Source organism: Arthrobacter sp. J156 (assembly GCF_056172865.1).
This window is the reverse complement of the sequence record NZ_CM149650.1, coordinates 1808443-1826261: the sequence shown is the minus strand read 5'-3', so window position 1 is coordinate 1826261 and position 17819 is coordinate 1808443. Positions and strand designations below refer to the sequence as shown.

Annotated in this window: 26 protein-coding genes; 22 read left to right on the top strand and 4 right to left on the bottom strand. The window is 67.9% G+C overall.

Annotated features, from left to right (window positions below):
- Positions 1-23: 23 nt before the first annotated feature.
- The 18 genes from rplV to AC0QR5_RS08225 all read left to right on the top strand — a co-directional run bounded on the left by rplV (position 24) and on the right by AC0QR5_RS08225 (position 10808).
- On the top strand, positions 24-389 hold the full coding sequence (rplV, locus tag AC0QR5_RS08310; protein WP_329860561.1) for a 50S ribosomal protein L22: 366 nt from the start codon (positions 24-26) through the stop codon (positions 387-389).
- On the top strand, positions 390-1205 hold the full coding sequence (gene rpsC / locus AC0QR5_RS08305) for a 30S ribosomal protein S3 (RefSeq protein ID WP_329860560.1): 816 nt from the start codon (positions 390-392) through the stop codon (positions 1203-1205). It abuts the gene before it with no gap.
- Positions 1206-1622: a 50S ribosomal protein L16 gene (rplP, locus tag AC0QR5_RS08300; protein ID WP_329860559.1), complete on the top strand. Its 417-nt coding sequence runs from the start codon at positions 1206-1208 to the stop codon at positions 1620-1622.
- 3 nt (positions 1623-1625) lie between these two features.
- Complete coding sequence (gene rpmC / locus AC0QR5_RS08295; RefSeq protein ID WP_329860558.1) at positions 1626-1940, top strand: 50S ribosomal protein L29; 315 nt, start codon at positions 1626-1628, stop codon at positions 1938-1940.
- Complete coding sequence (gene rpsQ / locus AC0QR5_RS08290; RefSeq protein ID WP_329860557.1) at positions 1940-2230, top strand: 30S ribosomal protein S17; 291 nt, start codon at positions 1940-1942, stop codon at positions 2228-2230. Before rpmC ends, rpsQ begins: the two co-directional genes overlap by 1 nt.
- 601 nt (positions 2231-2831) lie before the next feature.
- Positions 2832-3200 carry a 50S ribosomal protein L14 gene (gene rplN / locus AC0QR5_RS08285; protein WP_329860556.1) on the top strand — a complete coding sequence of 123 codons (369 nt, stop codon included), beginning with the start codon at positions 2832-2834 and terminating at the stop codon, positions 3198-3200.
- A 2-nt stretch (positions 3201-3202) separates the two neighbouring features.
- Positions 3203-3565 carry a 50S ribosomal protein L24 gene (gene rplX / locus AC0QR5_RS08280; protein WP_329860555.1) on the top strand — a complete coding sequence of 121 codons (363 nt, stop codon included), beginning with the start codon at positions 3203-3205 and terminating at the stop codon, positions 3563-3565.
- Positions 3565-4134: a 50S ribosomal protein L5 gene (gene rplE, locus AC0QR5_RS08275; RefSeq protein WP_329860554.1), complete on the top strand. Its 570-nt coding sequence runs from the start codon at positions 3565-3567 to the stop codon at positions 4132-4134. The genes rplX and rplE overlap by 1 nt, the downstream gene beginning before the upstream one ends.
- 60 nt (positions 4135-4194) lie before the next feature.
- Positions 4195-4593, top strand: coding sequence for a 30S ribosomal protein S8 (gene rpsH, locus AC0QR5_RS08270; protein WP_329860553.1), 399 nt, complete (start codon positions 4195-4197; stop codon positions 4591-4593).
- A gap of 19 nt (positions 4594-4612) precedes the next feature.
- Positions 4613-5149: a 50S ribosomal protein L6 gene (rplF, locus tag AC0QR5_RS08265; RefSeq protein ID WP_329860552.1), complete on the top strand. Its 537-nt coding sequence runs from the start codon at positions 4613-4615 to the stop codon at positions 5147-5149.
- A 2-nt stretch (positions 5150-5151) separates the two neighbouring features.
- Positions 5152-5523, top strand: a complete 372-nt coding sequence (rplR, locus tag AC0QR5_RS08260) for a 50S ribosomal protein L18 (RefSeq protein WP_329860551.1) — start codon at positions 5152-5154, stop codon at positions 5521-5523.
- Positions 5520-6236 carry a 30S ribosomal protein S5 gene (gene rpsE / locus AC0QR5_RS08255; RefSeq protein ID WP_329860550.1) on the top strand — a complete coding sequence of 239 codons (717 nt, stop codon included), beginning with the start codon at positions 5520-5522 and terminating at the stop codon, positions 6234-6236. The genes rplR and rpsE overlap by 4 nt, the downstream gene beginning before the upstream one ends.
- Position 6237: 1 nt before the next feature.
- Positions 6238-6444 (top strand): 50S ribosomal protein L30, encoded by a 207-nt coding sequence (rpmD, locus tag AC0QR5_RS08250; RefSeq protein ID WP_329860548.1) that lies wholly within the window; start codon positions 6238-6240, stop codon positions 6442-6444.
- 2 nt (positions 6445-6446) lie between these two features.
- On the top strand, positions 6447-6902 hold the full coding sequence (gene rplO, locus AC0QR5_RS08245) for a 50S ribosomal protein L15 (protein WP_329860547.1): 456 nt from the start codon (positions 6447-6449) through the stop codon (positions 6900-6902).
- 296 nt (positions 6903-7198) lie between these two features.
- Positions 7199-8500 carry a preprotein translocase subunit SecY gene (gene secY, locus AC0QR5_RS08240; RefSeq protein WP_329860546.1) on the top strand — a complete coding sequence of 434 codons (1302 nt, stop codon included), beginning with the start codon at positions 7199-7201 and terminating at the stop codon, positions 8498-8500.
- Positions 8497-9069 carry an adenylate kinase gene (locus AC0QR5_RS08235; RefSeq protein WP_329860545.1) on the top strand — a complete coding sequence of 191 codons (573 nt, stop codon included), beginning with the start codon at positions 8497-8499 and terminating at the stop codon, positions 9067-9069. Before secY ends, AC0QR5_RS08235 begins: the two co-directional genes overlap by 4 nt.
- A 183-nt stretch (positions 9070-9252) precedes the next feature.
- The gene (map, locus tag AC0QR5_RS08230) at positions 9253-10086 is read left to right on the top strand and encodes a type I methionyl aminopeptidase (protein ID WP_329860544.1); all 834 of its coding nucleotides are present in this window, start codon (positions 9253-9255) and stop codon (positions 10084-10086) included.
- Between the two features lie 140 nt (positions 10087-10226).
- Positions 10227-10808, top strand: a complete 582-nt coding sequence (locus AC0QR5_RS08225; protein ID WP_329860543.1) for a dihydrofolate reductase family protein — start codon at positions 10227-10229, stop codon at positions 10806-10808.
- 193 nt (positions 10809-11001) lie between these two features.
- Here the strand turns inward: AC0QR5_RS08225 and AC0QR5_RS08220 are convergent, their stop codons facing one another.
- From AC0QR5_RS08220 to AC0QR5_RS08205, 4 genes are all read right to left on the bottom strand, one after another.
- The gene (locus AC0QR5_RS08220) at positions 11002-11307 is read right to left on the bottom strand and encodes a hypothetical protein (RefSeq protein WP_329860542.1); all 306 of its coding nucleotides are present in this window, start codon (positions 11305-11307) and stop codon (positions 11002-11004) included.
- An 803-nt stretch (positions 11308-12110) separates the two neighbouring features.
- Complete coding sequence (locus tag AC0QR5_RS08215) at positions 12111-13487, bottom strand: ABC transporter substrate-binding protein (protein ID WP_329860541.1); 1377 nt, start codon at positions 13485-13487, stop codon at positions 12111-12113.
- 198 nt (positions 13488-13685) lie between these two features.
- Entirely contained in the window at positions 13686-14696 is a 1011-nt protein-coding gene (locus tag AC0QR5_RS08210; RefSeq protein WP_329860540.1) for a carbohydrate ABC transporter permease, read from the bottom strand.
- On the bottom strand, positions 14693-15541 hold the full coding sequence (locus tag AC0QR5_RS08205) for a carbohydrate ABC transporter permease (RefSeq protein ID WP_329860693.1): 849 nt from the start codon (positions 15539-15541) through the stop codon (positions 14693-14695). Before AC0QR5_RS08205 ends, AC0QR5_RS08210 begins: the two co-directional genes overlap by 4 nt.
- Positions 15542-16297: 756 nt before the next feature.
- Between AC0QR5_RS08205 and infA the strand changes: the two genes are divergently transcribed.
- The 4 genes from infA to rpsK all read left to right on the top strand — a co-directional run bounded on the left by infA (position 16298) and on the right by rpsK (position 17678).
- Positions 16298-16519 carry a translation initiation factor IF-1 gene (gene infA, locus AC0QR5_RS08200; RefSeq protein WP_068731548.1) on the top strand — a complete coding sequence of 74 codons (222 nt, stop codon included), beginning with the start codon at positions 16298-16300 and terminating at the stop codon, positions 16517-16519.
- Positions 16520-16594: 75 nt separating this feature from the next.
- Positions 16595-16708 (top strand): 50S ribosomal protein L36, encoded by a 114-nt coding sequence (rpmJ, locus tag AC0QR5_RS08195; RefSeq protein ID WP_030148013.1) that lies wholly within the window; start codon positions 16595-16597, stop codon positions 16706-16708.
- Between the two features lie 157 nt (positions 16709-16865).
- Positions 16866-17240 carry a 30S ribosomal protein S13 gene (rpsM, locus tag AC0QR5_RS08190; protein ID WP_329860538.1) on the top strand — a complete coding sequence of 125 codons (375 nt, stop codon included), beginning with the start codon at positions 16866-16868 and terminating at the stop codon, positions 17238-17240.
- Between the two features lie 36 nt (positions 17241-17276).
- Positions 17277-17678 carry a 30S ribosomal protein S11 gene (rpsK, locus tag AC0QR5_RS08185; protein WP_329860537.1) on the top strand — a complete coding sequence of 134 codons (402 nt, stop codon included), beginning with the start codon at positions 17277-17279 and terminating at the stop codon, positions 17676-17678.
- Positions 17679-17819: the final 141 nt, after the last annotated feature.

The window sequence follows — 17819 nt, the reverse complement described above, 5'->3', positions numbered from 1 at the left end:
CGATAGACGAGAGAAGGAAAGCAATGGAAGCCAAGGCAATTGCGCGTCATATCCGCGTAACGCCTATGAAGGCCCGGCGCGTCGTCGACCTTGTTCGTGGCAAGCAGGCGAATGAGGCTCTGGCGATTCTGAAGTTCGCCCCACAGGCGGCTTCTGAGCCGGTCTACAAGGTCGTTGCGTCGGCCCTGGCGAACGCACGCGTCGCCGCGGACCGCGACGGCGTCGCGTTCAACGAGGACGAGCTGTTCATCAGCGAGGCGTTCGTCGACGAAGGTGCGACGATGAAGCGGTTCCAGCCGCGGGCCCAGGGCCGCGCGTTCCGCATCAACAAGCGCACCAGCCACATCACCGTGGTCGTCGCAACCCCGGAGAAGGGTGGGGAAAAGTAAATGGGACAGAAAGTCAACCCGAACGGCTTCCGTCTCGGCATCACCACCGACCACGTGTCGCACTGGTTCGCCGATTCGAACAAGCCGGGCCAGCGCTACAAGGACTACGTCCGCGAGGACGTCAAGATCCGCGAGCTCATGACCAATGGCATGGAGCGCGCCGGCATCGCCAAGGTGGAGATCGAGCGCACCCGTGACCGCGTGCGTGTGGACATCCACACCGCCCGCCCGGGCATCGTCATCGGCCGCCGCGGCGCCGAGGCCGATCGCATCCGCGGCGAGCTCGAGAAGCTCACGGGCAAGCAGGTGCAGCTGAACATCCTCGAGGTCAAGAACCCCGAGATCGAGGCCCAGCTGGTCGCCCAGGGCATCGCCGAGCAGCTTGCTTCCCGCGTGGCCTTCCGCCGCGCGATGAAGAAGGCCATGCAGTCCGCCATGCGTGCGGGCGCCAAGGGCATCCGTGTCCAGTGCGCCGGCCGTCTCGGCGGCGCCGAGATGTCCCGCAAGGAGTTCTACCGCGAGGGCCGCGTGCCCCTGCACACGCTCCGCGCGAACATCGACTACGGCAAGTTCGAGGCCAAGACCACCTTCGGCCGCATCGGCGTGAAGGTCTGGATCTACAAGGGCGACGTGACCGCCAAGGAGCTCGCGGCCCAGGCCGCTGCCGCTCCGGCGCGTGGCCGTGGCGACCGTCCGGGCGGACGTCCGGCCGGTGGCGAGCGCCGCCGTCGCAACGACCGCAACACCGGCGCGCAGGGGACCGAGGCCGCTCCGGCAGCCGAGGCTCCCGTGGCCGCAGAAGGAGGACAGGCTTAAATGCTTATCCCACGCCGAGTCAAGTTCCGCAAGCAGCACCACCCGTCCCGCACGGGCGCTGCGACCGGTGGCACCACGGTCAGCTTCGGTGAGTACGGCATCCAGGCCCTGACCCCGGCCTACGTGACGAACCGCCAGATCGAAGCAGCCCGTATCGCCATGACCCGCCACATCAAGCGTGGCGGCAAGGTCTGGATCAACATCTATCCGGACCGCCCGCTGACCAAGAAGCCGGCCGAGACCCGCATGGGTTCCGGTAAGGGCTCGCCGGAGTGGTGGGTTGCGAACGTCAAGCCCGGACGCGTTCTCTTTGAGCTCTCCGGCGTCAATGAAGAGGTAGCTCGCGAGGCCCTGCGCCTGGCGATCCACAAGCTTCCGCTGAAGGCACGCATCGTGCGTCGTGAGGGTGGTGAATAAGGAATGGCAATCGGATCCAAGGATCTCGCAACCGAACAGCTGGACGGTTTTGACAACGCCCGTCTGGTCGAGGAGCTGAAGAAGGCCAAGGAGGAGCTGTTCAACCTCCGCTTCCAGTCCGCCACCGGCCAGCTCGAGTCGCACGGCCGGCTGAAGTCCGTCAAGCGCGACATCGCCCGCATCTACACGGTGCTGCGCGAGCGCGAGCTGGGCATCCGTCAGGAAGTCGTCGTGCCGGTCGAGGAGACCAAGAAGGCCAAGAAGTCTTCGAAGAAGGCCGACGCCGCCGAGGCCCCTGAGGCCGAGGACGCCAAGTAATGTCTGAGAAGGAGAACGCAGTGGCTGAAGCTACCGAAGCTCGCGGTGACCGCAAGACCCTTCGCGGGTATGTGGTTTCCGACAAGATGCAGAAGACCATCGTCGTCGACGTCGAGGACCGTGTGAAGCACGCCCTCTACGGCAAGGTGATGCGCCGCAACAAGAAGATCAAGGCCCACGACGAGAACGGGATCGCCGGCATCGGCGACCTGGTCCTCATCGCGGAGACCCGCCCCTTGTCCAAGGACAAGAACTGGCGCCTGGTCGAGGTCATCGAAAAGGCCAAGTAGCCCGGACGGTGCCCACGCACTGATCACACGACGCCGGTGCGCCCCCGAGAAGGGGAGCGCACCGGTGTCGTGCTTTAACCACCCCACCCCAGCGCACGTTGCCCACCCCGCCCCAGCGCACTTTATGGTTCAACCGAACCGGAAGGTGCAGCTCAGCGCCGCTGCGCCCGCCCAAAGGTGCGCAGGATGCCCGAAAGGTGCGCTGGGGGAGGACTGCGCGGAGCTGTCGTCGGGGGATCGCGAGGGGCGTGCGACGCCGGTGCGCCGGGGACGCCGCCTGCATGTGAGGCGTTCCGATACCGCAGCCGGGACGCGATTTCAACTCTGCGGGATCGTCGCGTAGACTTGTGTATCTGTGCGCTCTGCATGCCCGGACTATCCACCCGTGCATCAGGCACTCGCGCGCGGCGGAAGGGTCTTCAGGCCCCGCCGGCGCGCGGCACGGCCCTGTGGCGATGCGCCTCGGCCCTGCTTCCCCAGCGGCACCGGACACCGGAAGGTTCCCGTCGTTTGGAGGTGGGGGTAAGCGCCAGCGACAGGTGGACCATATCCGTTCCGCAAGGCTCCTTGGGAGAACCAGCGAGACGACAGGAGTTAAAGAGTGATTCAGCAGGAGTCGCGACTGAAGATCGCCGACAACACCGGTGCCAAGGAAATCCTTGCCATCCGTGTTCTCGGTGGATCCGGACGTCGCTACGCAGGCATCGGCGACGTCATCGTCGCCACCGTCAAGGACGCGATCCCTGGCGGCAACGTCAAGAAGGGCGATGTGGTCAAGGCCGTCATCGTCCGGACGAAGAAGGAACGCCGCCGTGCGGACGGTTCCTACATCAAGTTCGACGAGAACGCAGCGGTCATCCTCAAGAACGATGGCGAGCCGCGCGGTACCCGTATCTTCGGCCCGGTCGGACGCGAGCTTCGCGACAAGAAGTTCATGAAGATCGTTTCCCTGGCTCCGGAGGTGCTGTAACCATGGGTGCAAAGATCAAGAAGGGCGACCTGGTGCAGGTCATCAGCGGCGCCAAGCAGGACCGCGGCGGCGACCGCGGCAAGCAGGGCAAGGTCCTGAAGGTGTTCACGGAGACCAACCGCGTGCTCGTCGAGGGCATCAACCGCGTCACCAAGCACACCAAGGCCGGCCAGACCGAGCGCGGCACGCAGACCGGTGGCATCGAGGTCGTCGAGGCCCCGATCCACGTCTCCAACGTCGCCATCGTCGACCCCGAGACCAAGAAGCCGACCCGCGTCGGCTTCCGTCTCGAAGAGGTCGAGAAGAACGGCGTGAAGAAGACCGTCCGCGTGCGCTACGCCAAGGCTTCCGGAAAGGCTCTGTAATGACTGAAGCAGCTGTCAAGACCCAGCCGCGCCTCAAGGGCAAGTACCAGGACGAGATCCGCGCCGCCCTCCAGGAGCAGTTCGGCTACTCGAACGTCATGCAGGTTCCCGGCCTCACCAAGGTCGTCGTGAACATGGGTGTCGGCGAGGCCGCCAAGGACTCCAAGCTCATCGAGGGGGCCGTCCGCGACCTCACCGCCATCACGGGCCAGAAGCCGCTCGTCACCAAGGCCCGCAAGTCGATCGCCCAGTTCAAGCTGCGTGAAGGCATGCCGATCGGTACCCACGCGACCCTGCGTGGCGATCGCATGTGGGAGTTCGTCGACCGCCTCGTCACCCTGGCGCTGCCCCGTATCCGCGACTTCCGCGGCCTGAACGGCAAGCAGTTCGACGGCAACGGCAACTACACCTTCGGCCTCACGGAGCAGTCCATGTTCCACGAGATCGACCAGGACAAGATCGACCGCGTGCGTGGCATGGACATCACCGTGGTGACCACCGCCAAGACCGACGAAGAAGGCCGTGCGCTGCTCAAGGCGCTGGGCTTCCCGTTCAAGACCGACAACTAGTTCAACTACGCCCCAGGTCCGCGTGAGCGGAAACCGGAGCGAGGAAGGGCAGAAGCCCAAATGACCATGACAGATCCTGTCGCAGACATGCTGACTCGTCTGCGCAACGCCAACTCGGCCTACCACGACACGGTGTCGATGCCGTCGTCGAAGCTGAAGGTGCGCGTTGCCGAAATCCTCAAGCGCGAGGGCTACATCGCCTCGTTCGTCGAGGAGGCAGCCGAGGTCGGCAAGAAGCTGACCATCACCCTGAAGTTCGGACCGAACCGCGAGCGTTCCATCGCCGGTGTTCGCCGCATCTCCAAGCCGGGCCTGCGCGTCTACGCGAAGTCCACCAACCTGCCGCACGTCCTCGGGGGCCTCGGCATCGCCATCCTGTCCACGTCCTCCGGTCTGCTGACTGACCGCCAGGCTGCCAAGAAGGGCGTGGGTGGGGAAGTCCTCGCCTACGTCTGGTAACGGGAAGGGAGAAGGAACCATGTCACGTATTGGACGTCTTCCAATCACCGTCCCCGCGGGCGTCGAGGTCAAGATCGACGGCGCACTCGTTTCCGTCAAGGGCTCCAAGGGCGAGCTGAGCCACACCGTGGCCAGCCCGATCGCCGTCGAGCTCGAGGACAACACCGTCACGGTGTCCCGTCCGAACGACGAGCGCGAGTCCCGGTCGCTCCACGGCCTGACCCGCACCCTGATCGCCAACATGATCCAGGGCGTCACCGAGGGCTACTCCAAGCGCCTCGAGATCCACGGCACCGGCTACCGCGTGCAGGCCAAGGGCGCGAACCTCGAGTTCGCCCTCGGCTACTCGCACCCGGTCTCCGTGGAGGCCCCGGAGGGCATCACCCTGACCGCCGAGGGTGCCAACAAGGTGCTCGTCGCCGGCATCAGCAAGCAGCAGGTGGGCGAAGTCGCCGCCAACATCCGCAAGCTGCGTAAGCCGGATCCCTACAAGGGCAAGGGCATCCGCTACGAAGGCGAAGTGATCCGCCGCAAGGTCGGAAAGGCTGGTAAGTAATCATGGCTATCGGAATCAAGGGTAAGAGCAAGGCCGCCGCACGTGGCCGCCGCCACCTGCGTGTCCGTAAGCGCATCGTGGGCACCGAGGTGCGTCCGCGCCTCGTGGTCAACCGCTCGGCCCGCCACATGTTCGTCCAGATCGTGGACGACAGCAAGGGCGTGACCGTGGCCTACGCTTCCACCCTGGAAGCCGACCTGCGCGCGTTCGACGGCGACAAGACCGCCAAGGCCAAGCGCGTCGGCGAGCTCGTTGCCGAGCGTGCCAAGGCCGCCGGCATCGAGGCCGTGGTCTTCGACCGCGGCGGCAACAAGTACCACGGCCGTGTGGCCGCGGTGGCCGACGGCGCCCGGGAAGGTGGTCTGGCACTGTGAGCGAAGCTACTAACGAGAAGGAAACTCAGGTGTCTGAAGCTACCGAGGCCGCAGCGACGACGGCGGATGCCGGTTCGCGTCGTGGCGACAACCGCGGCGACAACCGTGGACGCGGCGAGGGCCGCGGCCGCGGCGAAGGCCGTGGACGTGGTGGCCGCGATGGCGGCCGCGACAACCGCAACGACGACAAGGACAAGTTCCTCGAGCGCGTCGTGGCCATCAACCGCGTGTCCAAGGTCGTCAAGGGCGGCCGCCGCTTCAGCTTCACCGCCCTCGTGGTGGTCGGCGACGGCAACGGACTCGTCGGAGTCGGCTACGGCAAGGCCAAGGAAGTTCCCGCGGCCATCGCCAAGGGCGTCGAAGAAGCGAAGAAGTCCTTCTTCCGCGTTCCCCGCGTCGGCTCGACGATCCCGCACATGGTCACGGGCGAGGCCGCTGCCGGCGTCGTCCTGCTGCGTCCGGCTTCCCCGGGTACCGGCGTGATCGCCGGTGGTCCGGTCCGCGCCGTGCTCGAGTGCGCCGGCATCCACGATGTGCTGTCCAAGTCCATGGGTTCCTCGAACCAGATCAACATCGTCCACGGCACCGTGGCGGCGTTGAAGGCCCTCGAGGAGCCGCAGGCCGTGGCCGCGCGCCGTGGTCTGCCCCTGGACGAGGTCGTCTCTCCGCAGATGCTGCACAACATCCAGAATCAGCAGAAGGCAGGTGCGTAAAGTGGCAAAGAACTTTGTCCCGAGCGACGCCAAGCTGGCAATCACCCAGATCAAGTCCACCATTGGTGGCAAGCAGAACCAGCGCGACACCCTGCGTTCGCTCGGCCTGAAGCGGATCGGCCACACCGTGGTCCGCAACGCCGATGCCGTGACCGTGGGCATGATCAACACGGTTCCGCACCTCGTGAAGGTTGAGGAGGCGAAGTAATCATGGCAACGAAGGAAACCGCACTCAAGGTGCACCACCTCCGTCCGGCCGAGGGCGCCAAGACCGCGAAGACCCGTGTGGGTCGCGGTGAGGGCTCCAAGGGCAAGACGGCCGGTCGCGGCACCAAGGGCACCAAGGCCCGCTACCAGGTCAAGGCCGGCTTCGCGGGCGGGCAGCTTCCGCTGCACATGCGCCTGCCGAAGCTCCGTGGCTTCAAGAACCCGTTCCGCGTCGAGTTCCAGGTCGTGAACCTGGACAAGCTGAACGAGCTCTTCCCGGAGGGTGGCGAGGTCACCGTCGAGGCACTGGTCGAGAAGGGCGCCGTTCGCAAGAACCAGCCCGTCAAGGTCCTGGGCACCGGCGACATCACCGTGAAGGTGGACGTGAAGGCCGACGCCTTCTCCAAGTCCGCCGCCGAGAAGATCGCCGCCGCCGGCGGTTCGGTGACCGAGCTCTAAGGTCCCCGTGATCACACGGTTGTAGAGGTCCCCGGGGGACCGGTCCTTCGGGTCCGGATCCCCGGGGGCCTTTCCGCATCCGGGGCCCACGTCTCCGCGGGTCCCACTGACCGCGCCCCCCCGGTGGCGTCGGGCTAGATGCCGGAAGGCGCTCCGCGTATTCCAGCCTTTTCCCCGACCTCGCGGGAGGGGGTTGGCGGCCTCGCCCCTGGTGGCGCGGGTCACGTGGAGAATAACGGTAGACTCATCACGTCATTCCCGGCATCGCGCCGGAACCACATCTTTCAGGAGGACGCTTGCTCAGCGCCATTGCCCGGGTATTCCGGACGCCTGACTTGCGACGCAAGTTGTTGTTCACGCTCGGCATCATCGTGATCTACCGCGTCGGCGTGTTCATCCCCACGCCCGGAGTGGACTACGGCAACGTGCAGCAGTGCCTCGCCCTCGGCAACACCACGGGCGGCATCTACGAGTTCGTGAACCTCTTCTCCGGAGGCGCGCTCCTGCAGGTCTCGATCTTCGCGATGGGCATCATGCCCTACATCACCGCGTCGATCATCGTGCAGCTGCTGCGCGTGGTGATCCCGCGCTTCGAGGAGCTGCACAAGGAAGGCTCGGCCGGGCAGTCCAAGCTGACGCAGTACACGCGCTACCTCACGGTCGCGCTCGCGCTGCTGCAGGCCACGACGCTCGTCTCGCTCGCCCGCAGCGGCACGCTCTTCCAGTGCCCGCTGCCGATCATCCCCGACGAGTCGATCGTGAACATCCTGCTCATGGTCCTGACGCTCACCGTCGGCACCATGATGATCATGTGGTTCGGCGAGCTCGTCACGGAGCGCGGCATCGGCAACGGCATGTCGCTCATGATTTTCGTGTCCATCGCCGCCGGCTTCCCGTCCTCCATGGGCGCCATCATGAACACCCAGGGCTGGGGCGTCTTCTTCGGCGTCATCCTGATCGGCCTCGTCGTCGTCGCCCTCGTCGTGTTCGTCGAGCAGTCCCAGCGCCGCGTGCCCGTCCAGTACGCCAAGCGCATGGTGGGCCGCCGCACCGTCGGCGGGACGTCCACCTACATCCCGATCAAGGTCAACATGGCCGGCGTGATCCCCGTGATCTTCGCGTCCTCGATGCTCGCGCTGCCGTCCATGCTGGTCCAGTTCAACGCGCGTCCCGACGGCTCGCTGCCGGACTGGGCGCTCTGGATGCAGACCTACTTCAACGGCTCCAGCCCGCTGTACATGGTGGTCTACCTGCTCCTGACGATCTTCTTCACGTACTTCTACGTCTCCATCACGTTCAACCCGGTGGAGGTCGCGGACAACATGAAGAAGTACGGCGGCTTCATCCCCGGCATCCGTGCCGGCCGCCCCACGGCCGAGTACCTGCAGTACGTGCTCAGCCGCATCACGTTCCCCGGCTCGATCTACCTCGGCCTGATCGCGCTCACCCCGCTGATCGCGTTCGTCCTGATCAACGCCGACCAGAACTTCCCCTTCGGCGGTGTCTCGGTCCTCATCATGGTCGGTGTGGGTCTTGAGACCGTCAAGCAAATCAATGCCCAGATGCAGCAGCGACACTACGAAGGACTTCTGCGATGACACGACTCCTCATCATTGGCCCGCCCGGATCCGGCAAGGGGACCCAGGCCTCCCGCATTTCCCAGAACCTCGGCGTCGTGGCGATCTCCACCGGCGACATCTTCCGCGCCAACGTCAAGGGCGGCACCCCGCTCGGCGTCGAGGCGAAGAAGTACATCGACGCCGGGAACTTCGTTCCCGACTCCGTCACCAACGACATGGTGCGCGACCGCCTGTCCCAGGACGACGTCGAGCCCGGCTTCCTCCTGGACGGCTACCCGCGCACCTCGGCTCAGGTCGACGCGCTCGACGGGATCCTCGCCGAGAACGGCCAGCAGCTTGATGCCGTGCTGCTGCTGACGGCGGACGACGACGAACTGGTCACCCGCCTGCTCAAGCGCGCCGAGATCGAGGGGCGGGCCGACGACAACGAAGAGGTCATCCGCCACCGCCTGGGCCTGTACCACGCGGAGACGGCAGTCGTCGTGGACCGCTACCGCGACCGCGGGATCGTGCGGGAGGTCGACGGCCTCGGCGACATCGACGACGTGACCGCCCGCATCCTCTCGGCCCTCACGCCGGCCAACTAGCACCAGGCACAACAGCCACCCGGCCCGCGGCAGACCCCCGCCCGCGGCCACGACGCTCCAGCGGCGGGCGGGTCGGGCCGCCCCGCGTCGCCCGACTCGGCCACCACCGAAGCCCCCGCCCCGCACGGGCGGGGGCTTCGGCGTCGTACGGGATAATGAAGCGGAACCAACGGAAGGAAACCCATGGCTTTCGGCCAGCCGAAGATCGAATACAAGTCCAACGCGCAGATCCTCAAGATGCGCGAGGCTGGCCTGGTCCTGGCCGAGGCCCTCGATGCCGCGGAGGCCGCGGCCCAGGTCGGCACGACGACCGCCGAGATCGACGCCGTCTTCGCCGCCGTGCTCAAGCGGCACGGGGCGCAGAGCAACTTCAAGGGCTACCACGGCTTCCCGGCGACGATCTGCGCGTCGGTCAACCACGAGGTCGTCCACGGGATCCCGGGCGGATACGTCCTGGCCGATGGCGACGTCCTGAAGATCGACGGCGGCTGCATCGTCGAAGGCTGGCACTCCGACTCCGCGCGGACGGTGATCGTCGGGACCGCGGATCCGGCCGATCAGCGGCTGAGCGACGTCACGCAGGAGGCGATGTGGCGGGGGATCGCGGCCCTGGCCGAGGCGCGCTTCGTCGGACAGATCGGCGACGCGATCGATGACTTCGTCTCCGCGCAGGAGGGCGAGCCGCTCGGGATCCTCGAGGACTACGTCGGACACGGGATCGGCTCCGAGATGCACATGGCGCCGGATGTGCTGAACTACCGCACCGGCCACCGCGGGCCCCGTGTCAAGCCGGGGATGTGCTTCGCGATCGAGCCGATGCTCGTGCGCGGCTCGATCGAGACGCACGTGCTCCAGGACGAGTGGACGGTCGTGACCGACGACGGGGCGCGCGCCTCGCAGTGGGAGCACACCGTCGCCGTCCATCTGGGCGGGATCTGGGTGCTCTCCGCGCACGACGGCGGCGAGGCCGGGCTTGCGCCGTTCGGCGTGAAGCCGTCGCCGCTGCAGAAGCTGTAGGCCGCGGGTCCCGACCTCTCCCGGCGGCGTCGGGGAAAGTGCGTGAAAGCCGGTCGCGGAGGGACATCTTCCCCGACATCACGTGATGCGGCCGGCGTCCCGCGCTACGGTAGGGGCATCCCAGCGCAGAGGAGCACTCCATGGGCCAGGTCGTGATGTACGGCTCGGTGTCGGTCGACGGATTCATCGCCGACGCGAACGATCAGCCCGGGCCCTTGTTCGACTGGCTCACGAATGGCGACGTGTCATTGGACGACGGCGGGGTCTTGAAGGTATCTCAGACCTCGTACGACTACACCAGGCCGTACTGGGACGGGATCGGGGCGACCGTTGCCGGCCGCCACGTCTTCGACATGACCGACGGTTGGGACGGGACGCCTCCGGCCGGTGTCGACCACGTCGTCGTCGTGACGCACCGGGGCCCGCCGGAGGGCTGGAATCACGCGGCGCCGTTCCACTTCGTCGCGGGCGTCGAGGCGGCCGTGGCCAGGGCCCAGGAGCTCGCGGGCGCGCGTATCGTCGAGGTCGCTGCGGGCGACGTCGGTGGTCAAGTGCTGGCCGCGGGCCTGGTCGACGAGATCCGCATGGACATTGCGCCCGTCGTGTTCGGGTCGGGGAAGCGCTACTTCGGATCCGTCGACGCACAGCACCTCCTGGAGGATCCCGTGGAGGTGATCCAGGGCAACCGGGTGCTCCACGTCCGGTATCGGGTGCGGCGTTGACCTGGTCCACTCGGTGACCGCGACCCGACCCATTCGACCGATCCGCCCGGTCCGCACCCACCCGTGGTGTCGGGGAAAGTGCGGGAAAGCCCGCGGCGCAAAGGGACATCTTTCCCGACGCCACGTGGTGCGGGCGAGGCCCCGGGTCAGGACCCAGCCGAGGTTCCGGGCGAGCAGCCACCGAGGGCGCCGCTCAGGCCGCCGCGGCCAGGGCCCTGCGCACCAACGCCGCGGCCCGGCGGAACCCGTCTCTCCCATCCGACGCGTCGAACTTGAGGTACTCCCACCCGGCGGCCGTGAACGCCAGGTCCCGCCGGTTGTCGCGGGTCAGCTGCTCCGCGTTCCGGTGGTGGGCGCCGTCGTACTGGATCCCAAGGCGCGCCCAGCGGTAGCCGAGATCGCACGAGGGCGAGACCCACGCGCCGGGATCGAGGCGGATCTGCAGCTCCGGCTCCGGCAGTCCGGCGTCCAGCAGGGCGAGCCGCAAGCGCGTCTCCATCGCCGAATCGGACCCCACGCGGACGAGGTCGAGGGCCTCCCGGGCGCGCGCCGTCCACGGGAACCCCCGGTGACTCTCGAGCAGCCGGGCGAGCGAGTCCCGCGTCGCCGGGCGCGGCGGTCTCCGTGACGTCGAGAGCGGAGAAGCGCATCCGATGCGTGGTGACGCCGCCGATCTCCAGGGGCTTGGCGCGGAAGCGGGTCAAGTGCAGCTCGGTCCCGGTCTCGAGCCCCTGGGGCAGCCAGAGCCTGTGAATCCGCGCGGCGGTCGCGTGGCTGGCCATGGCTCCGGGGTAGAGCAGGCAGAGCCCCGCCGCGACCGCGGATTCCGACGCCGGTGCCGCCCCGTGCGCGAAGAGTCCCCGGTGGAGCGGGCGGACGTCGTGGGCGCGCAGCCTTCCTCGGGTGACGCCGGATTCGCGGGCCTGCCGCAGGGTGAAGACCCGGTCCTGCAGGGCGGGCGGGAAGGGGGATGGAGGGCGCATCCTCCGATGCTGCCGGAAGACCGCCGGCGAAATCGGGTTGTCCACAGGTTTCCGGGGGAGAGTGGGCCCCGGAAGCGCGAGCCGGGGCACCCAGCCGGCCGTCCGGCGTCGTCCTCTCCACCCGGCCCCAACCCTCCCGGGGGCCGCCCGCACCCAACCCCTCCCGGGCCCACCCGCTCTCGGGCCCTCTCCCGGGCCCACCCCTCCCGGCGGCGTCGGGGACGCTGCGGGAATACCCGCGTCCGAACGACATCTTCCCCGACACCGCCGGGGGGTGGCTAGGAGGGGGTGGCTAGGAGGGGGGAGGAAGCGGCGCCCCCTACGCGTCGATCTTCGGCTTGACCTGGGACTCGTAGATCCCCTCGAGCGTCGACTTCAACGCGCCGAGCGACTCCTTGACGTCCTTCTGCTGCGTCAGGATCGCCGCGGCCGTCTTCGCCATCTCCTGGTCGGCACCGGGCAGGAAGACGCGGGCGAAGTCCTGCGTGCGGGTCTGCACGAGCTGGTCCATGGCCGTCTGGATCTGGGGCTTCTCGGCGAGGACGGCCGACATGTCCGCGGACTTCCGGTTCGGCATGTAGCCGGTGGCGGCGGAGAACGCGGCCGTGTTCTCCGGCTCCCCGACGAACTTGATGAACATCGCCGCGGCGAGCTGTTCCTCGGGGCTCACGCCGGACGGGATGCCGAGGCCAGCGCCGCCCGTCGGGCAGACGGGGCCGTCGACGCTGCCGCCGGGCAGGAAGCCCACGCCGACGTCGAACTGGGCGTTGCCGAGGATGCCCACGAGCGATCCCGTGGAGACGATCGTGGAGGACACGGCACCCGAGGCGAAATCGGCGGCGGCGTCGGTGGAGGAGACGCCGGCCCACTTCGCGTCGCCGTAGACGGAGTCCTGCATCCACTGGAACGCGGCCACCGCCTCGTCGGAGTCGCACGTGATCTCGAACCCGTCGGACCATGCCGCGCCGTTGCCCCACAGGTTGTTCTGCATGGTCCAGGCGGCGTAGCCGGCCAGCTCGGGGTAGGTGAAGGGCGTCAGGTATCCGGGCGCTGAGGCGTTGGCCTCGGCGATCCGCGGCGCCCATTCCTCGAACTCGGCCCACGTCGCCGGCGCCCGGTCCTCGAGGCCGGCGGCCTTGAAGTGGTCCTTGTTGTAGTAGAACAGCGGGGTGGAACGGCCGTACGGCATGGCCCACTGGGCGCCGTCGTACTGGTAGTCGGCGACGAGCGAGTCCTGGTAGTCGCCCAGGTCCCAGTCGAGCTGGGCGATCAGCGGGTCGAGCGGGGCGATCGTGCGGTCCATGTAGTAGCGGAACCACCAGACATCGGACAGGACGACGACGGCCGGCAGCCCCGACTTCGAGGCGAGCGTGGACTGGAACTTCTGCGCGATCTCCTCGTAGTTCGCGCCGGCCGTGACCAGGTTGACCTTGATCTCCGGGTGGGCGGCCTCGAACTTGGCGATCAGCTCCTTCTCCACCGCCTGCGACTGGCCGGGGTGCGTGGACCAGAAGTCGATCGTGGAGGCCGGCGTGACGCCCGAATAGTCGATCGCGTCCTCGGCGGCGGCGTCGCCCGTACCGGCGGTGGAGGGACCACCGCATGCGGCGAGGGCGAAGGCGGATCCGCCGAGCGCCGCGAGCCCCAGGAAGCGGCGGCGGTCGAGTGCTGTGGCGGGGAGGTGGAGGCGGCTCATGAGGGCCCTTTCGAGTGGTGGTCTGCCGGCGGCTGGCGCGCCGGGGAACGGGAACGTCCCGAGCCTCCCAGCGGCGCTTGGCCGGCAGGTGAACCGCGGGTAACCCCCCGCCGACCTGCGGTGATCGGTCGGGGGAGGACGACGCCGGGGCCGCCGTCCGCTTCGGTCCTCGCCTCCTCGGATGGGCGGGCCGGGCCGTCAGCCCGTGACGGATCCCTGCGTGAGCCCCGCGACGATGTGCCGCTGCAGCAGCGCGAACACCAGCAGCACGGGCAGGATCACCAGGACCGCGCCGGCCATGAGCACGCCCCACTGCGAGTTGCCCTCGGAGTTCTGCAGGAGCGTCAGGCCGACGGGGAGGGTCATCTTCTCCGGGTGGTCGACGATGATGAGCGGCCAGATGTACTCGTTCCACTCGGACACGATCGTCACGAGCGCGACGGTCGCGATCGACGGCCCCGACACGGGAACGACCACCCGCCACAAGCGCGCCCAGTGGTTCGCTCCGTCGATCTCGGCTGCCTCGAGGATCGAGTACGGCAGCGTCTTGAAGTGCTGGCGCAGCAGGAACGTGCCGAACGCGGTCCCCAGCCCGGGCAGGATGATTCCCCACAGGGTATTCCGCCCGCCGAGGTCGCTGATGAGCAGGTAGTTCGGCAGGATCGAGACCTGCGGCGGCACCATGAGCGCCACGAGCACCAGCACGAACACCGTGTTCTTGAAGGGGAAGCGCACGAACACCAGCGCGTAGGCGGTCAGGATCGCGAGCGCCACCTTGATCGCCGCGCCGACGAACGTCACGATCGTCGAATTCAGGAAGAACCGCCCGAACGGCACCGAGCTCATGGCCGTCGCGTAGTTGTCCAGAGTGGGGTCCTTCGGCAGGATGCTCAACTGCGTCGTGATGATCTCCGGCGGCAGCTTGAGCGAGGAGAGCATCATCCAGGCCAGCGGCAGGAAGACGGCGAGCAGCGTCACGGCGAGGGGAAGGTACCCGCCGAGCGCGGTCGACCAGATGTTCCCGCCGCCGGCCGCAGCGCCCCGTCCGGAGAGCGCCCGGCCACGGCCACCCGGGCCACCGCCTCCGCGGAGCCCGGCGCCGCGGCCGTCCCGCGCCGCACCCCGGCGCGTGCGGCGCGGTCCGGGGGAGGCGGGTTCGGCGTCGTACCCGGAAGGGCGGCCGGGAGGGGAGGTCTCGACGGTGCTCATGCGTAGTGCACCTTCCTTTCGACGAAGCGGAGCTGGACCAGGGTGATGACTAGGAGGATCACGAACAGGATCGTGGAGATCGCCGCGGAGTAGCCGGCCTGGTTGTAGGTGCCGAAGGCCTGGAGGTAGGCCTCGTACACGAGCGTGGAGGTGCCCTGGCCGAGCGGGGTCATGATGCGGATCAGGTCGAACGCCTGCAGGGAGGAGATGAGGCACGTGATGGTCAGGAAGAACGTCGTGGGCGAGAGCAGCGGCAGCTTGATGGACCAGAACTGCCGCAGCGTCCCGGCACCGTCGAGCGAGGCCGCCTCGAGCACGTCCTTGTTGAGCGACTGCAGCCCGGCCAGGTACACGACCGCGCAGTACCCCAGGTTCTTCCACACGTAGACGATGATCACCATGACCAGCGCGAGGTCCGGGTTGTTGATCCACTGCGGGCTCGCCTGCCCGAACGAGCGCAGGACCCAGGACAGGACGCCGTAGACCGGGTCGAAGATGAACAGCCACACCAGGCCGACACCCACGCCGGAAAGGACGTACGGGGCGAACACCGCCGCGCGCGTGAGGGTGGTGCCGCGCAGGCCGCGGTTCAGGGCGAACGCGACGAGCAGGCCGAGCGCCATGGAGCCGCCGACCGTCCACAGCGTGAAGACGGCCGTGGTGCCGAGGACATCGGCGGCGTCGGGTCCCGTGAGGAAGCGGCGGTAGTTGTCGAGCCCGGCGACCGTCGCCGTGGGGGAGCCGAGCGTCCAGTTCAGGGTCGAGTACTGCAGGTTCGCCAGCAGCGGCCGGTAGGTGAACACGGCGATCAGCAGCAGGTTCGGGGCTGCGAACGCCAGGAAGATCCAGAAGTCGCGGCGGCTGCGCGCGCTGCGGCGGGTGCCGCGGGTCCCGCTCGGGCGCGGGTTGGCCGGATGGCGTACGACGCCGGGGCCCCGCCTCCCGCCCGGGGCCTCCGGCGCGTCGGGGCCGGGCGGCGCGACGCGTGCGGGCGCGGCGGAAGGAGCGGCCGTGGCTCGTGCGTGGGTGGCGTGTGGGCGGGCGGTACGCGCGGTGGCGGCGTGTTCCGCGGCGGTGGTGGGCGCGGGCCCGGCGGCGCGCACGGGGCCGGTGGGGCCGGGCGTGGTCGCGGTCGCGGGCGGCGCGGTCGACGAGGGGGTGGATTCCGGATTCACGCCGACCACCGTTGCACGGCGGGTGGAACGGCGCGGGTCGGCAGGTGACGAGTCGATGAACCCGAAGCCAACGCTCGCCCCGGCACCGGCGGCCCTGACACGCGCGCCGCTCCCGTCACCTGGCCGCGCACCCAGCCTTCACGCGCGACCCTCCCCGTGGGGTCGGGGAAAGTGCGGGAATACCTCGCGCGGAGCGACATCTTCCCCGACGCCGCCGACGGGAGGATCGCGACGCGCCGGTGTGTTGGACGCCGCCACGCGGCGATTCGCCTTATCGACCCCAAGCGGGTAGGCTTGTTTGTTGGTTGTCTCTATGCCTATGCCCAAAAACCCGGGACCTGTCCACGGGTGCGGCGGATGCTGGAAACAAGCAAAAAACATACACGTCGGAAGCGCAAGCGACCGGCACAAACGTTAGCGGAGGATATGGCCAAGAAAGAGGGTGTCATCGAGGTAGAAGGCACCGTGTCGGAGGCACTGCCCAATGCGATGTTCCGCGTTGAGCTTCCCAACGGACACGTGGTCCTTGCCACTATCTCGGGCAAGATGCGTCAGCACTACATTCGGATCCTCCCCGAGGACCGCGTGGTGGTTGAACTCAGCCCGTACGACCTCAACCGCGGCCGAATCGTCTACCGCTACAAGTAGACCCGGAGCCCGCCCGCGAGGGAGGGCCTCGACGCCTACTGCTCCACATCAACAGCAACCGCAAAGGAAAGAACCTTGAAGGTCAACCCTAGCGTGAAGCCGATCTGCGAAAAGTGCAAGGTGATCCGCCGCAACGGCCGGGTCATGGTGATCTGCGAAAACCCACGCCACAAGCAGCGCCAGGGCTAGTTTCCCGCACGGGAAACCAGGCCTGCGCGTAGTTAGTAAATACGGCAGCACAGCGTCCACTACGCGGGACGCACACCCCCGGCACGGAGGCCGGGGACCTGGAGACAGGGTGGTGCTGCTCCACACCTCCGCGAAACACCGAAGGAAGACAACCACTATGGCTCGTCTCGCTGGCGTAGACATCCCGCGCGAAAAGCGCGTGATCATCGCGCTTACCTACATCTACGGCGTGGGCAAGACCCGTGCAGAACAGACCATCGCCGAAACCGGAATCTCCCCGGACATCCGCGTCAAGGACCTCACGGACGAGCAGCTGCTGCAGCTGCGCGACTACATCGAGGGCAACTTCAAGGTTGAGGGCGACCTCCGCCGCGAGGTGGCGGCCGACATCCGCCGCAAGGTGGAGATCGGCTCCTACGAGGGCATCCGCCACCGCAAGGGCCTGCCGGTCCGCGGTCAGCGCACCAAGACCAACGCTCGTACCCGCAAGGGCCCGAAGCGCACCGTCGCCGGTAAGAAGAAGACCCGCTAAGCGGATCCCCACACACCCAATTCGTAGGAGTTAGCAATGCCCCCAAAGACTCGTGGAGCGGTGCGTAAGCCGCGTCGCAAGGACAAGAAGAACATCGCGCTGGGTCAGGCGCACATCAAGAGCACGTTCAACAACACCATCGTGTCCATCACGGACCCGACCGGTGCCGTGATCTCCTGGGCCTCGGCCGGCGAGGTCGGGTTCAAGGGCTCCCGCAAGTCCACCCCGTACGCCGCCCAGATGGCCGCCGAATCCGCCGCCAAGCGCGCGCAGGAGCACGGCATGAAGAAGGTCGACGTCTTCGTGAAGGGTCCGGGCTCCGGCCGCGAGACCGCCATCCGCTCGCTCCAGGCCGCCGGCCTCGAGGTCGGGTCCATCCAGGACGTGTCCCCGAGCGCTCACAATGGCTGCCGCCCGCCGAAGCGCCGCCGCGTCTAGTTGAGGCACGCGCGGTACGCCCCGCCGTCGTCCTCCCCCCGGGGGTACGACGGCGGGGCGCGCCCCGCGCGGTCCTCTCGCCTGATCCAGACGGACGCCCGAGCGGCAGACGTCGTTTCCACCCACATGTGTTGCGTCATA